At 61.0% G+C, this 14,578-nt stretch carries 12 protein-coding genes; 4 read left to right on the forward strand and 8 right to left on the reverse strand.

From position 1 onward, the window contains the following. Window positions 1-236 precede the first annotated feature (236 nt). The 8 genes from FFS27_RS15980 to FFS27_RS16015 form a co-directional block, all read right to left on the reverse strand. The gene (locus FFS27_RS15980; RefSeq protein WP_031636509.1) at window positions 237-779 is read right to left on the reverse strand and encodes a DUF924 family protein; all 543 of its coding nucleotides are present in this window, start codon (window positions 777-779) and stop codon (window positions 237-239) included. Next, complete coding sequence (locus FFS27_RS15985) at window positions 776-2,551, reverse strand: monovalent cation:proton antiporter-2 (CPA2) family protein (RefSeq protein WP_052147234.1); 1,776 nt, start codon at window positions 2,549-2,551, stop codon at window positions 776-778. The genes FFS27_RS15980 and FFS27_RS15985 overlap by 4 nt, the downstream gene beginning before the upstream one ends. 92 nt (window positions 2,552-2,643) lie before the next feature. After that, complete coding sequence (locus tag FFS27_RS15990; RefSeq protein ID WP_031636511.1) at window positions 2,644-3,417, reverse strand: SDR family oxidoreductase; 774 nt, start codon at window positions 3,415-3,417, stop codon at window positions 2,644-2,646. A 53-nt stretch (window positions 3,418-3,470) separates the two neighbouring features. After that, the gene (locus FFS27_RS15995) at window positions 3,471-4,370 is read right to left on the reverse strand and encodes an SDR family oxidoreductase (protein WP_023124012.1); all 900 of its coding nucleotides are present in this window, start codon (window positions 4,368-4,370) and stop codon (window positions 3,471-3,473) included. 30 nt (window positions 4,371-4,400) lie between these two features. Then, window positions 4,401-5,138: an SDR family oxidoreductase gene (locus tag FFS27_RS16000; protein ID WP_023124013.1), complete on the reverse strand. Its 738-nt coding sequence runs from the start codon at window positions 5,136-5,138 to the stop codon at window positions 4,401-4,403. Window positions 5,139-5,287: 149 nt separating this feature from the next. Next, the gene (locus FFS27_RS16005) at window positions 5,288-6,739 is read right to left on the reverse strand and encodes an aldehyde dehydrogenase family protein (protein WP_023124014.1); all 1,452 of its coding nucleotides are present in this window, start codon (window positions 6,737-6,739) and stop codon (window positions 5,288-5,290) included. A 21-nt stretch (window positions 6,740-6,760) separates the two neighbouring features. Beyond that, a complete protein-coding gene (locus tag FFS27_RS16010) occupies window positions 6,761-7,555 on the reverse strand; it encodes a class II aldolase/adducin family protein (protein ID WP_023124015.1) in 795 nt (264 codons plus the stop codon). 146 nt (window positions 7,556-7,701) lie between these two features. Next, complete coding sequence (locus FFS27_RS16015; RefSeq protein WP_023124016.1) at window positions 7,702-8,628, reverse strand: LysR family transcriptional regulator; 927 nt, start codon at window positions 8,626-8,628, stop codon at window positions 7,702-7,704. A 188-nt stretch (window positions 8,629-8,816) separates the two neighbouring features. On the opposite strand from FFS27_RS16015, the gene FFS27_RS16020 reads away from it, so the two are divergent. The 4 genes from FFS27_RS16020 (at window position 8,817) to FFS27_RS16035 (ending at window position 14,081) form a co-directional block, all read left to right on the forward strand. Next, window positions 8,817-10,511 (forward strand): GMC family oxidoreductase, encoded by a 1,695-nt coding sequence (locus tag FFS27_RS16020; protein WP_023124017.1) that lies wholly within the window; start codon window positions 8,817-8,819, stop codon window positions 10,509-10,511. Further along, window positions 10,508-11,452 (forward strand): MBL fold metallo-hydrolase, encoded by a 945-nt coding sequence (locus FFS27_RS16025; protein ID WP_137952096.1) that lies wholly within the window; start codon window positions 10,508-10,510, stop codon window positions 11,450-11,452. Before FFS27_RS16020 ends, FFS27_RS16025 begins: the two co-directional genes overlap by 4 nt. A 40-nt stretch (window positions 11,453-11,492) precedes the next feature. Continuing rightward, window positions 11,493-12,536 (forward strand): gentisate 1,2-dioxygenase, encoded by a 1,044-nt coding sequence (gene gtdA / locus FFS27_RS16030; protein ID WP_023124019.1) that lies wholly within the window; start codon window positions 11,493-11,495, stop codon window positions 12,534-12,536. A gap of 315 nt (window positions 12,537-12,851) precedes the next feature. Continuing rightward, window positions 12,852-14,081, forward strand: coding sequence for a 3-hydroxybenzoate 6-monooxygenase (locus tag FFS27_RS16035; RefSeq protein ID WP_023124020.1), 1,230 nt, complete (start codon window positions 12,852-12,854; stop codon window positions 14,079-14,081). The last annotated feature ends 497 nt before the right edge of the window (window positions 14,082-14,578 follow it).

Here is a 14,578-nt window from a genome sequence, read left to right on the forward strand (position 1 = left end):
GTTCACAAGGGTAAAAGCCCTACCCGAAAGGGCCTGCCGGAAGGCAGAAATGGCTGCGTTCGCCCTGGCGAACGCACTGAAAAGGCTATAGGTTCATGCCCCCACAGACGTCATCCTATGGTGGGTTACTACTTTGACGTCGAGAACGATCACAATTTCACATAGGGGCGCAATCGGCCAGGATTTTAAGTCTTTTCCCAAAAAAGTCTGTCCAGAGGTATGTCGACGAATCGGAGTCAACCGGCAAAACCGCCTTCCTGAAGAAAGCGCTCCTCTTCTTGGGTCGAGACCCGACCCAGGATCGCGTTCCTGTGCGGAAATCGACCAAAACGCCGAATGATGTCGCAATGTCCTTCGGCATGCGCCAACCAGGGTTGACCCAATTGCTTGTTCAACCGTATCGACAGCGCTTGGTCGGCCAGATCCTCGGAATGGGCGAATGGTAGGCAGAAGAACACGCGCAACGGCGCGTCGACGTGGGGCATGTGTCCAGCCTCCAGGGCCTGGAGAGCAAAATGTCGAGCTATTGGATCAGTGGCATACATCCGTGCGGAACCGCGAAAAGCATTGCGGGGGAACTGGTCGGTCAGCAATAGCAATCCCAGCGCGCCCAGTGGCGTTTCGATCCAGTCATCGTGATGCCGGTCCACAACGGCCAGGTGCAGATTGAGGAAACGCCGTCGGAAGGCTCGATCAAACGAGGCCTGCTTGGCGAACCATAGACCTTGGTCTCCAGCCCGTCGCCAGAAGTCTATCAACTCAATACCTGCGGGATTCATGATGCACTCCGGTTGCCATGGATCAGGCTGCGCCCAGCGTAGATTCCCTGCGCCGTTTCCAGGGCGAAGCGCTCGGCGTCACGACGCCGCACGTCGTCCATGATCTGACGGCGCATTTGCTCCGGCGTTCCCATCAGCTCCAGGGCGTGCTCGCTCAATGTCAGCGCCGACTCGAAAGTTTCCCGGACTTGCCAGGTAGCGCCTGCATTAAGCAGTTCGATGGCGTGCTCCCGGTCGAACGAACGAGCCAGCACTGGGACCTGCGAGAAGCTGGTATGAACCAATTCGGCAATCTTCAGGCTAGCCTCGCGATCATCAACGGCGACGATGATCAGCCGTGCGTTCGCCGCTCCCGCAACCTGGAGAATATCCAGGCGAGCTCCGTCACCGTAGTGCACCTTGAAGCCAAAGTCGCCGGCATCGCGGATGGCATCGGGATCAGTCTCAATGATCGAAATCGAACAGCCATGGCTGAGCAATGGCTGGCTGACAATTTGCCCAAACCGCCCAAAACCGATCAGCAGCACGCTGGCACTGAGGTTGTCCGGGGGCTCGACGCCCTCTAGCGATGGCGAAACCTTGGGCATCAAGCGGTCATGGGCCATCACTAGGATCGGAGTAAGGGCCATGGACAGGATGATGGTCGCCGTCAGGATGGCATTGCCGTGCCGATCGATCAGCCCCACCGCCATGGCGGCGGCGTACAGCACGAAAGCGAATTCTCCGCCCTGGGCCATCAAAACCGCCCGCTCCAGCGCCTCGCGGTTGCCGGCCCCCATCAGCCGGGCAACCAGGAAGATGCCAAGCATTTTCAACAACATGTAGGCCAGCACGGACACCGCAATCAGCCGCCAGTTACCCGCCACGATGCCGGCATCAAGCGACATGCCCACGCCAAGGAAGAACAACCCCAACAGAATGCCGCGAAACGGCTCGACATCGGCCTCCAACTGGTGGCGAAATGACGATTCAGACAGCAATACCCCGGCCAAGAACGCGCCCATGGCCATGGATAACCCGCCCCACTGCATGAGCAATGCCGCCCCTAGCACGACGAACAGGGCTGCCGCGGTCATTACTTCACGAGCCTTCGCCTTACCCAGCACGCGGAACAGCGGATCAAGCAGGTAGCGCCCCGCCACCAACAGGCCAACAATGGCCCCCACCCCAGTGGCGACTTCGATCCAGCGACCGCCCTGGCTGACCTGCCCGCCTCCCGGCGCGAGAAAGGCGACCAGCGCCAGGAGCGGAACGATGGCTAGATCTTCGAGCAGCAGGACGGCCACGATCCGCCGCCCCTTGGGCTGCCCCAACAGACGACGCTCCTGCAGCATCTGCATGACGATCGCCGTGGAGGTAAGCACGAAGCCTGTGCCGGCGACGAAGCTTTGCGCAGTCGGATAGCCGAGCAGCAGCCCGACGCAGGTGAGCAGCCCGATACAGACCAGAACCTGTGCAAAGCCAAGTCCAAAGATATCCCCGCGAATCGACAGTAGGCGCGACGGTTGCATCTCCAGGCCGATGATGAAGAGGAACATCACCACCCCCAGCTCCGCGACCTGTAGGATCGAATGGGTGTCGTCAAAAAAGCCCAGGCCGAATGGCCCGATAACTACCCCGGCCGCCAGATAGCCCAGGACTGAACCCAGCCCCAGACGTTTGAACAGAGGTACGGCGATCGCCGCAGCTCCCAACAGCACGACCACGGGTAGCAGGTCGAACCCCTGATGGACCGCCGTTTCGGCGGTCTGTGAAACGGATTCGCCGGTCATAACACTCCACCCTAACATTAGCGTACCGCACTCATGGGCACGCCGGTCGCAAGACAAGACCGCTTCCCCATGGGGAAGCGGCCTCCGTTCGCTCACTTGGTGGTGTAACCGCCGTTCACCAGAATCGTCTGCCCGGTCATCCACCACCCTTCGGACACCATGAAGCGAATGTATGGAACGATGTCCTCGATGTCGGTCAAGCCCGTGCGCGAATATTTCGACAGCGCCGCGGCCGTCTTGTGGTACGCCACCGCATCGGCACCCTCCTCTGGATAGAAGAACGGTGTATCCATCGGACCTGGGCCGATCGCGGTGACTGAGATACCCCGCTCACCCAACTCTTTGGACGCTGCCCGCACGAAATGCTCCACTGGAGCCTTGGTGCCCGCATACGCGGCGTAGTATGGGGTATAAGCCCCCAGCAAGGCGGTAACCAGCATGCAGATCTTGCCGTTATCATTAAGGTGCTTGCCGGCCTCCTTGAGGAAGAAGAATGCCGACTTGGCGTTGACATCGCTCATCTGGTCGTACTCAGCTTCGCTAATGTCAACGATTGGTTTCTTGAGTACCTTGCCCACCGTGTTAATGGCAATGTCGGGACGGCCGATGGCGTCAACCACATCGGCGAACAGCTTTTCCATGGCCCCGGCACGGGTTAGGTCTGCCTGGAACGCCACCGCCTGGGCACCCGCAGCCTTGATCGCGGCGATCGTAGCATCGGCCTCGGCCTTTGTTGAATCACTGTTGTAGTGGATGGCGACGGCCTTCGCGCCGTGAGCGGCAAGATCGCGTGCGATGAGGCCACCGAGGTTCTTGGCGCCGCCGGCGATGATGACGATCTTGCCCTTTATGCTGTGGTCGGTCATGGTATTTCTCCTGTTGCGGAGCTTGGCTTCGGAGTGTGCAGGGTGATTGAAGGTCACACGTTGATACGAGGCTTGAGCAGATCCTGGAGACCAATCGTGCGGAACATCTCGCGACGGATCCGATCGCCGACCCGAAATACTTCCTCTGCGCCATCCTGCGCTGGGTCGACGTACACCCTGTACGGCCGTTTGCCGAAAGGCGCATCGACGATCTCGGTGATGGCCACCGCGACGGACGAGGCGTCGGCATCTTCCGGCTCCTGTGCTGCCAGCCCCTCGAGGGACTTAACCGCCACATCGGCATATGGACCCGTATCGTAGGCCGCCTTAACCGCCGCGTCGGCAGGACTGCCGGCATGGGCGAAATGATTGGTGCCTTTGGTAAACGCGCCGGGCACCACGATCGAGGTCTCGATGCCCCAGCGTGAAACCTCGCAAGCATAGGAAACGGCGAGGGAATCCATCGCTGCCTTAGCGGCGAAGTATGGCGCCAGGAACGGCGGCGTACCGCCACGAGCCGAGGACGACGACACCCATACCAGCAGCCCGCGCCCCTGCTTGCGCATATAAGGCAAGGCCGCGCGGTTCACGCGCTGGGTCGACAGCACATTGATGTCGTAAAGTTGCGCGTACTGTTCCGGGGTAAAGGCTTCGGCGGGACCGAACACCATATGCCCCGCGTTGTGGACGATTACATCGAGCCGGCCATTGTCCGCGACGACCTTGTCGATGCCGGCCTGCACAGATGCTTGCGATTGCACGTCGAGCTCGACGGTGCGCAAATCGACGCCGTGCGTTTGTGCATAGGCCGCGATTTCGGTCACCCGCGGCGCATTGCGCCCCTGGGTTTCACGCATCGAAGCGTAAACGGTATGGCCCGCTTGGGCCAGTCGCTGGGCACTGAGCAGTCCGAAGCCGCTCGATGCGCCGGTTACCAGAACGATCTGTTTCATGAAATGGCTCCTTCTATTCAGTGTTGCCGCTCAGCATAGGCCGCCATTGGCTCGCACGACCTGTCCGTTAACCCAGCCCCCTTGCGGACCAGCGAGGAACGCGACCACCTCAGCGATATCCCCGGGTTCACCAAGGCGCTCCAGCGGCGCGACTCGGGACATGCGTTCGATCAGTTCCGGGCTTTTACCGTCAAGAAACAGCGCGGTGGCCACAGGCCCTGGCGCCACCGCATTGACAGTGATGCCGCGCCCTCGCATTTCCTGGGCGAGTACCTGAGTCAACCCCTCCACGGCCGCCTTGGTGGCGATATAGACGCCGTAGGTGGGGCTACGCATCCCGATCACGCTGGATGAGAAGTTGATAATCCGGCCACCGTCGCGCAGACGTCGCGCGGCTTCACGGCAGACATTGAAGGTGCCCTTGAAGTTGATGGCCACCGTGCGATCGAACAGTTGGTCGTCGCTGTCGGCAACGCTGGCCAGTTGCATCACGCCGGCACAGTTGACGACCACGTCGATACCCTGGAACGCTCTCTCAACTTCTTCAAACATCACTCCAACCGCCACGGGATCTGCCACATCAGCCTGAAGGGCCAGAGCCTGACCACCGGCCGCCTCAATGGAGGCGACCACTGCCGCGGCCGGGCCGGCGCTGCCGGCGTAGTTCACAATTACCCGGAAACCCTCGCCAGCCAGGCGCTGGGCCAGGGCCGCACCGATCCCGCGCGATGAGCCAGTGATCAACGCGACTTTGCTTGTTTCGCTCATGAAAGAAACCTCTTGCTGGGTCAGTGTCGTGCAGGCACCAGAGGGCGGACCGCCCCCTCATGGGCCAGCGCCATTTCCGCTACAGTTGATCCCTCGACAACCGTGACGCCCGCGCCTCGCTGCGCCGGGCCTGTCAGTACATCGAACGTTTACAGCATGACGTTGATGACCTTCTTCTCCACGTAGCTGTACAGCTCCTCAATGCCCTCTTCCCTGTCCACGCCGCTGTTCTTGAAACCGCCCCAGGGCACGCCGAGAAAATGGGTGTTGCTGCCGTTGATGAAGACGCTTCCAGCCCGCACCCGGCGGGCAGTATCGAATGCCTGTTGAATATCCTGGGTCCAGATGGCGGCGGACAGTCCATACTCAGTGTCGTTAGCCATGGCGATAACTTGCTCAAAGTCGCGCCATTTGCTGACAGACAGTACCGGCCCAAAGACTTCCTCGCGCCATAGGCGCATGCCGGGGAGAACGTCGGCATAAACAGTCGGTTCGACCCAGAAGCCCTTGGCGAAGGCCGCGCCTGGCGGGCGGCGGCCGCCGGTCATCAGGCGAGCCCCCTGGGTCTGCGCCGGGTCAAGGAAGCTCATCACATGAGCATAGCTCTTGGCTGAGTTGATCGGCCCCATGCCCGTATCCGGGGCCATAGGGTCGCCCACTTTTATCGCAGCCACCTTCTCGACGACGCGCTGCAGCAGGGCTTCGTAGATCGATTCGTGGACCAGCAGCCGCGAATTGGAGCCGCAGGATTGCCCCTGCCAGGAGAAGTTCATCCCGCGTACCGCACTGTCGGCCGCGGCATCGAGATCAGCGTCGGGGAACACGATCATCGGGTTCTTGCCGCCCAGTTCCAGGGTCACGTGCTTAATCCCAACCTGCGCGGCGCTGCGCTGGATCGCCATGCCAGTCGGTACCGAGCCGATCAGCGCGATGCGCTTGACCTCGGGGTGACGCACCAACGCATCGCCAACCTCTTGGCCAGTGCCGTTGACGATGTTGAATACCCCGGGCGGCAACACTTCCCGCGCGATCTCTCCCAGCAGCAGCACTGACAACGGCGAAGTTTCCGGAGGCTTGACCACAACAGTGTTGCCGGTCACCAGTGCCGAGGCGGTGCGCGCAGCAGAGAACATTGCCGGGTGGTTGAACGCGGCGATACGGCCGACCACGCCATACGGCTCGTGAACCGTCATGTGGAGATGTCTGCCAGTGGCGGGAATCGTTTCGCCGTGCAGCCCGTGTATCAGACCCGCATAGTAACGCAGGCTACGCACGGTCTCGTGCATACTGGCCAGGGTGGGAGAGTAGGTATTGCCCGAATCCAGCACCTCGATCCGAGACAGCTCCTCGGCACGCGCCTTGATACGCTCGCCGAAGGTGCGCAGTAGTTCGCCTCGCTCCTCACCGGTACGCTCGGCCCAGGCCGGCCACGCGCGGCGAGCAGCATCCACCGCTCGCTCAACATCCCGTCGGGTACCGGCGGGCGCGCGGCCAATGATCTGTTCGTTGGCGGGGTTTATAGAATCCACCCAGCCAGCGCCTTCGCTCTCGACCAGTTCGCCGTCAATCAGCAGGCGCCCTGTGATCAATGAGTCTTGCATGCTCCCATCCTCTCCAGTCGCTCAATGGACATCGGAAGCGTGCAGGCGCTGCACACGCTTCTTCCACAATTCCCATGGCCGGTCGACCTGGGTCTCGATGTTGGCGCAGGCGGTGGCCGCCTCCTCTTCACTTAGGTAGACCACATCGCCCAGGTTTAGCGCCTCGATCTGCATGCGTGCGTTGACCTCGGCATACACGGCCCGGTACACAGCCTGCTTGAGGGTCGGTGCCACCACCGTAGAGCCATGCCCACGCATCAGCACGAATGACGCGTCGCCAAGGCTGCGGGCCAGCGCCGCGCCGAGGGCATTGTTACGCACCAGCAGGTCGGTGGCATCGCCGCCGCTCTCGCGGATCTCGAACACCGGCGCACCCGCCCCTAGGAAGCCGCTCATGTGGCATACCGGTCGCAGCGCAACAGCACGCGAGACACTAAACGGCAGGACTGTAGGTGAATGGCTATGGACAATCGCCTGCACGTCAGGGCGCAGCCGATAAATCTCTGCATGGATAAAACGCTCGAGATAGACCGCCCGCCCGCCGGCATCAACCGGCGCTCCGTCCAGGGTGAACTGGACGATATCCTCGGGGCGCACGGTTCCTGGGGCCATGTTGCGCGCCAGTAGGAATCGTTCGGGATCTTTGTCGTGACGCACGCTGACATGACCGAAGGCATCGACAATGCCCTGATCGAACAGAATATGGTTGGCACGGACCAGATCCTCGACCAACGCAGGATCCGGTGTAATGCCGATATGCCCAGAATCGTTAGCAAACGCTGCGCTGCCATGAGCCTGGCAAGAATGGTTAAGCATGGTAGGCATGTTCCTTGAGTGGTTAGGCGTCAGTGCGAGCCTCCATGACCTGGCTGGCTCGCCATACACACTCGTAGATTAGGAGCGGCCTTACCATATATCCATTAGCTATTCCCACAACCAAACATAGTCAGCCGACTATGAGATTAGGGCACGGAAACCGGCACCGCACGGCTGAGAATGAACTGGACCAATTGAGTCTGGAAAGCTGAGAAGCGCTTGTCTTCGCGGTGCACCAGATAGATCGGTACCTTCATGGACAGATCGGGGCGTGCCAGCACCTGCAGCTCACCACGGGCAATCTCGGCGCGCACCGCTGAGGCGAACATGAAGCTCACGCCGACTTCCTGTCGCACCGCATGCTTCATGGCCTCCGGATGGCCTAGCTCGATGACCACTCGCCGCTGCTCGAAACCCTGTCGACGCAGCAGTGACTCCTCCAATTCTCGACGCGGCATATTGCGTGGCGTGCTGACGAAAGGCATCTGGTGCACATCGAGATCGGCCAGCGGCAAGCTTGCCCATGGGCTGCTCGGCGAGCACACCAACACTAAGTCGTCTTCCCACAACGGCAAGGTGGTTAAGCCATCAAGATCCTGGCCAACAGCTAACAGAATTACCGCAAAATCGCATGTCCCCATACGCGTGGCATCTACGGCGCCCTGCGGGTTGGAGATTTCCACCGTCACCAACCCGTCGGGATGCAGCCGGTGAAAGTCCAGCAGCAGCGGCGGCAACGCATAGGACCCTACCGACATTGACGTCGCCACCACGGCATTGCCCATCTCGCCACTTTCCAGCCCAGCCAACTCGCGTTCCACCTCTCGGGTACGGGTTATGACCTCCGTCGCCCATCGATAAATGCGCTCGCCCGCCTCCGTCAAAGCGATATTGCGGCCCGAACGCCTAACCAAGGCATAGCCCAGCCGTGCCTCCATGCTGCGCACATGGGCAGTGACCACCGGCTGGGCTATGCACAGCCGGTCCGCAGCCCGAGTGACGCTGCCCAACTCCACAACGGTGCAGAACACCTCAAGCTTCTGGAAGGTGAGGTACGAATCAAAACCACGCATGGCCACACTCCTATATCCACTTGGCTATTTGAATAAAGATTAATACGTATTTGAAGGTATGATTTGCATTACCCCATCATCCCCGGAACCAACAACAAGCCTGCCTGACAGGAGACAACAATGGTTCCTCTGACTCCCGCACCTTCCCGGCCATCGGAACGTATAGTCACCTATCGCGAGGTGTCGATATGAACCTCACCAGCTACGACTACGTGATCGTTGGCGCCGGCTCCGCCGGGTGCGCTCTCGCTTATCGCCTGGGCGAAGATCCGCAAGTGAGTGTCCTAGTGCTCGAGGCTGGTGGCCAGGACCGCTCACCCTATATCAAGGTACCGCTGACCTGGGGCGTGATCCTCAAGAACAGGCTGTTCGACTGGGGATACTTCACCGAGCCAGAAGCTAGCATGCAGGCCCGCCGGATCGAATGCGCCCGCGGCAAGGTGGTTGGCGGATCCTCATCGATCAACGGCATGGCCTATGCTCGGGGAGCTCGCGAGGACTATGACGGCTGGGCCAATGAGCTGGGCATTGAGGGCTGGGCTTACGACGATGTGCTGCCCTATTTCAAGCGCAGCGAAAGCTGGGAAGGTGGCGAAAGCGCCTTGCGCGGAGGCAGCGGTCCGCTGACGGTTGGACGGCTCGACTACCAAGACCCCTTGATCGATGGATTCCTAGCCGCGACACGAGCCTGCGGCTATCCCGAAAATCCGGACTACAACGGAGCTTCAAACGAAGGTTTCGGACCGATGCAGGCCACCATTCGTAATGGCCTTCGCTGCAGCGCGGCAGTAGCCTACCTGCGCCCGGCCCTAGCCCGTGGCAATGTCACCCTGGTGACTGGCGCCCTGGCCAGGCGCATCATGTTCGACAACGACCAATCCACGCCGCGTGCCGTCGCGGTCGAATATGCCCGCAACGGCGAGCTACATCACGCAGAGGCCCGCCGGGAGGTCATACTCTGCGGTGGGGTAATCAATTCGCCACAATTGCTGATGCTGTCGGGCATCGGCCCTGCCGGACATGTGCAGGCGCATGGTATCGAAAGCTTGGTAGACCTGCAGGGTGTGGGCAACAACCTGCACGACCATATTGTCTTCGATCTCCGCTGGCGGCGGCGCACTCCCGGTCCCTTACACCGAATGATGCGCGCCGACCGAATTGTCCTAGATGTCCTGCGTACACTGCTTGGCGGCAATGGCTTCTCCAGTCGCATACCCGCGGCGGCGGTTGGGCTTGTTCGCAGCCACGCCGACCTCGCGCATCCCGACGTACAACTGATCCTGGCCGCCGGACCGATGAACGCCGCGCCCTATCTTGAACCATTCAAGCGGCCCTACAGCGATGCCTTCGCCATCAAAGGTGTGTACCTGACTCCTGAAAGCCGCGGTCAGGTCACACTGCAATCGGCGGACCCCGAGCAACCTGCCTGTATCCGTCAGCATTTCCTAACCAGGGAGAACGACTGCATCGCGGTACGCCAGATGTTCAGGCGCATGCGCGAGATCGGCGCACAGCCGGGTCTGGAGGCCTTCATCGCCGAAGAGCTCGCACCTGGTCTCAGGGTCCAAAGCGACGCCGAGGTCGACGCCTTCATCCGCAGCCAAGCCATCACCCTGCATCACCCGGTCGGCACCTGCCGAATGGGGCCTGACGAAGATCCGCAAGCGGTGCTCGACAATCAGATGCGTGTGCGAGGCGTGAGGGCGTTGCGAGTCGTTGATGGCTCTGCCATCCCGCGCATCATCCGGGGCCCGACCAACGCGCTGATCATGATGATGGCTGAACGCGCTGCCGATTTCATTACGGGCAAGGCCTCGCCCCGCAAACAGCGGCCGGCCAGTTCCCCGCTCACCCCGCGCCAGCCTGCCGGGAGGCTGCAATGACCCACATCTACAATCATTCCCATGGCGCACGCATCGTCCAGCATGACCGCAACGTCTTCCGTATCGGCCTGGGCGAGGTTGAGGTGATTCGCTTGTACGACACTTCGCTGTTGGGCGAAACCGCACAAAGCTGGCTGCCGAATTTCGACCGCCAGCGCGTGGCTGCCCATGAGCACTGGTTGGCACCAACTCATTACGATCCGGAAAGCGGTCGCATTCCGATGCCGGTGCACAGCTGGATCGTACGCACCGGCCGCCACACTGTGTTGATCGACAGTTGCATCGGCAATCACAAGGAGCGCCCCGGTTTGCCGGAAATGCACCATCTGTGCACACGCTACCTGGACTGGATGCGAGCCCTGGGCATCCAGCCTCAGGACATCGATTACGTTATGTGCAGCCACCTGCACGCCGATCATGTCGGTTGGAACACCCAACTGGTCAACGGCGTCTGGGTACCGACCTTTCCCAAAGCCCGCTATGTGATCTCACAGGTCGAGTACGACCATTTGCTGCGCGCCGTACGCGGCGAAGGTGCCCCCGGCCCTGCCTGGTTCGCGCCCATGTACAACGACAGTGTTTTGCCTGTGATCGAGGCAGGCCAGAGTGTGATGTTCGCCGACACTTATGAACTGGACGACACCTTTCTCATCCGCCATGCACCGGGCCATTCGCCCGGGCATGTGCGGATCGAACTGTCCTCCCGAGGCGCACGCGGCGTATTTAGCGGCGACATGCTGCACTCTCCGATCCAAATTCCATTCTGGCAGTGGAGCAGCAAGGTTTGCGAAGACCCTGCGCTGGCCGCGCGCAGTCGCTACGACCTGCTGTCGTTTTGCGAACAGCACGGCGCACTCCTCTTGCCCGGGCATTTCGAGGCCCCTCACGCCGGTCATATCGTCGATGACGCCGGCACCTTCGGCATCAGATTCTTGTCCTGATGCCCGATTTCTACCGCCCCACTCATCAGGAGGAGTTTTCATGAGCAACGATTGCGCTCGCACCGCCTTCTATCAGCGCCTTGCCAGCCAGGCGCTGGTTCCCCTCTGGGAACAATTGCACAACCTGGTCCCGCACCAACCCAACAGCGACTGCCAGCCGGCCCTGTGGCGCTACGGCGACATTCGTCCGCACCTCATGGAGGCCGGCCAGTTGATCAGCGCTGAAGAGGCCGTGCGTCGCGTTCTGGTGCTGGAGAACCCGGGCCTACGTGGGCAGGCGGCAATCACCACTAGTCTGTATGCCGGCCTGCAACTGATAATGCCAGGCGAACTTGCCCCCAACCACCGCCACAGCCAGTCGGCGCTACGCTTCGTGGTGGAAGGCCAAGGCGCCTACACTGCCGTGGATGGAGAGCGAGTGACCATGGCGCCGGGCGACTTCATCATCACACCGTCCTGGGCATGGCATGCCCATGGCAACCCCGGACAAGCCCTGGGCGGCGAAGCGGTAGTCTGGCTCGACTGCCTGGACATTCCCCTGGTGCGCTCGCTCGACTGCGGTTTCGCGCAGAGCCCTCTCGATGCCGAACAGCCCGTCACGCGTCCCGAGGGGGTCAGCCAAGCGCGCTATGGTGCCAACATGCTTCCGCTTCGTCACCAAGTGTGCGGTGCAACGTCGCCGCTGTTCCACTATCCCTACGAACGCAGCCGCGAAGCCCTGGACAGCCTGCTGCGCCAATCCGAACCGGACGATTGGGACGGCCTGAAGCTGCGGTACGTCAATCCGGCCACCGGTGGCTGGGCAATGCCGACCATCGGCACCTGCATGCAGTTGCTGCCACGTGGTTTCAACGGCAAGACCTACCGGACCAGCGACGCCACAGTGTTCTCGGTGGTGGAAGGCCACGGGCGGGCCGTCATTGCGGGCCAGAATTTTGATTTTGCTCCCAAGGACACCTTCGTAGTGCCCAGTTGGGCTTCGCTGAGCCTGCAGGCCGAGCAGGAATGCGTGCTGTTCAGTTGCTCTGATCGCCCGGTGCAGCAGGTGCTTGGCCTGCTGCGGGAATCCCGCGAAAACCGTTAGCCCCAGTTGACGTTGTCATGACCTATCTGTTCGCTCTCGAACCATCCACTACGCTAGCGCCGGCATGCCCGTAGGAGAGCGAGCCTGTGCTGCCCCGCCAGTCAGTGAGCGGCGCCGTGGCAGAAGTCCAAGCGCACATGAGCAAGATGGGTAAGCAACGCGCTGCGCAAGGGCTGCAAGCTGAAGTGCTTACCCACGGTGGTGACGTTATTCGATCACTGCATGGTCCAGGAAGTGTTTCAGCGTACCGCACCCGAGTGTCAGGCCAATTTCATTCCCATAGGACAAAAGCAAGACAGGTGAGGAGACTCCACGATGAATGCACCCCAAAAACGACAATCGATCATCATCGTCGGCGGTGGCATAGGCGGACTGGCCGCCGCCCAGGCCCTGACCCAGCAAGGCCTGGAGGTACTGTTGCTGGAGCAAGCCGGAGAAATCGGTGAAATCGGCGCGGGCATACAACTGGGCCCGAACGCCTACTCGGCGCTAGACGCACTGGGGGTGGGCGATACCGCAAGGGCACGCTCGGTATTTACAGAAAATTTGATCATGATGGATGCTATAGATGCCCGGGAAGTGGCGCGCATAGATGTCGGCGAGGCCTTTCGCAAGCGCTTCGGCAACCCCTACGGGGTGATCCATCGCGCCGACATCCACCGCTCGATCCTCGAGGCCGTGCAGAAGAACCCGCTGATCCGCTTCCAGACCTCTACCCGTATCGAAACTCTCGTGGCGGACGCTACAGGGGTTTCGCTGAGCGACAGCCGCGGCAATCGCTACCGGGCCGACGCTGTGATCGGCTGCGACGGAGTCAAGTCGGTCATCCGCCAGACACTGCTGGGCGATGACGTCCGCGTCACCGGTCATGTGGTCTACCGGGCGGTCATCGAACGGGCGGACATGCCCGAAGACCTTCAAGTCAATGCGCCGATGCTCTGGGCCGGCCCTCGGTGCCACCTAGTGCATTATCCACTACGCGGCGGCCAGCAATATAACCTGGTGGTGACATTTCATAGTCGTCGCGAGGAACGCTGGGGCGTCAGCGACGGCAGTAAGGAGGAAGTGCTGTCGTACTTCGACGGTATCCACGAGCGTCCGCGACAACTGCTCGACCGCCCCACCTCCTGGCGCCGCTGGGCGACCGCTGATCGCGACCCAGTCGACCGCTGGGGCGAAGGCAGTGTCACCTTGCTGGGCGACGCGGCTCACCCCATGACTCAGTACCTGGCACAGGGCGCCTGCATGGCGTTGGAGGATGCGGTAGTGCTTGGACAGGCGGTGAAGGCCTGCAACCACGATCTGGTGGCCGCCATGCGGCTCTATGAGCAAGTACGCATACCCCGCACAGCACGTGTACTGTGGTCCGCCCGCGAAATGGGCCGTCTTTATCACGCCAAAGGCGTGGAGCGACAGGTCCGCAATCAGCTATGGCAAGGACGCGACCAGGACCGGTTCCATGATGCACTCCATTGGCTGTACGGATGGCAGGCTTCCAACTGCTTGCAGCCGTTGGAGCTGGCTACCTCTGTGAAACTAAGCTAACCAACGATGGGAGCCTGTTCTAAGAGCCCGACAATAACTGCTGAGCCAGGTCATGCCGGCCCAGCATGTGGTACAAGCGATGTGCCTGGCTACTGACCGTGCCAGCATAAAACGCCCGCAACAACACGAATCGCAGGCCGCCGGACTCCAATAGCCACTGGCTAATCTGGGCTGGATAAGGCTGTCCTGCGTCGTTAGGCAAACGTATCGTAAGTCATGCTCGGTTTATAAACTTCCCATGCTGTTCTCCATGACACAGTATCCCCTGATATCAACCCCAGGACGTACTAACTAGGAAGCGGTACTAAAACTGGGGGCAGGTCACCCCAGCATAGAGATGGCACATCGCCAAAAAAATACCCCTTCCCCGCTACCGTTGTTTTCTCGTTGTTGCCAGCCCCTGATCTGGCGGAAAAGCCCGCTCCATGAATCGTCATGGAGCCTCCCATGTTTCAACTCCTTTCCTGGATATCCAGGAAGCCGTCCCCCACCCCACC

Origin of the sequence: Pseudomonas sp. 2VD (assembly GCF_005503585.1) — a bacterium.
Lineage (GTDB): Bacteria > Pseudomonadota > Gammaproteobacteria > Pseudomonadales > Pseudomonadaceae > Pseudomonas > Pseudomonas aeruginosa.

What these genes read in the sequence shown, in the direction of transcription:
- FFS27_RS16010 (WP_023124015.1), bottom strand. Translation starts at nt 7,555, where the DNA reads ATGCTTAACCATTCTTGCCAGGCTCATGGCAGCGCAGCGTTTGCTAAC.
- FFS27_RS15980 (WP_031636509.1), bottom strand. Translation starts at nt 779, where the DNA reads ATGAATCCCGCAGGTATTGAGTTGATAGACTTCTGGCGACGGGCTGGA.
- FFS27_RS16000 (WP_023124013.1), bottom strand. Translation starts at nt 5,138, where the DNA reads ATGAGCGAAACAAGCAAAGTCGCGTTGATCACTGGCTCATCGCGCGGG.
- FFS27_RS15995 (WP_023124012.1), bottom strand. Translation starts at nt 4,370, where the DNA reads ATGAAACAGATCGTTCTGGTAACCGGCGCATCGAGCGGCTTCGGACTG.
- gtdA (WP_023124019.1), top strand. Translation starts at nt 11,493, where the DNA reads ATGAGCAACGATTGCGCTCGCACCGCCTTCTATCAGCGCCTTGCCAGC.
- FFS27_RS15990 (WP_031636511.1), bottom strand. Translation starts at nt 3,417, where the DNA reads ATGACCGACCACAGCATAAAGGGCAAGATCGTCATCATCGCCGGCGGC.
- FFS27_RS16020 (WP_023124017.1), top strand. Translation starts at nt 8,817, where the DNA reads ATGAACCTCACCAGCTACGACTACGTGATCGTTGGCGCCGGCTCCGCC.
- FFS27_RS16005 (WP_023124014.1), bottom strand. Translation starts at nt 6,739, where the DNA reads ATGCAAGACTCATTGATCACAGGGCGCCTGCTGATTGACGGCGAACTG.
- FFS27_RS16015 (WP_023124016.1), bottom strand. Translation starts at nt 8,628, where the DNA reads ATGCGTGGTTTTGATTCGTACCTCACCTTCCAGAAGCTTGAGGTGTTC.
- FFS27_RS16035 (WP_023124020.1), top strand. Translation starts at nt 12,852, where the DNA reads ATGAATGCACCCCAAAAACGACAATCGATCATCATCGTCGGCGGTGGC.
- FFS27_RS16025 (WP_137952096.1), top strand. Translation starts at nt 10,508, where the DNA reads ATGACCCACATCTACAATCATTCCCATGGCGCACGCATCGTCCAGCAT.
- FFS27_RS15985 (WP_052147234.1), bottom strand. Translation starts at nt 2,551, where the DNA reads ATGACCGGCGAATCCGTTTCACAGACCGCCGAAACGGCGGTCCATCAG.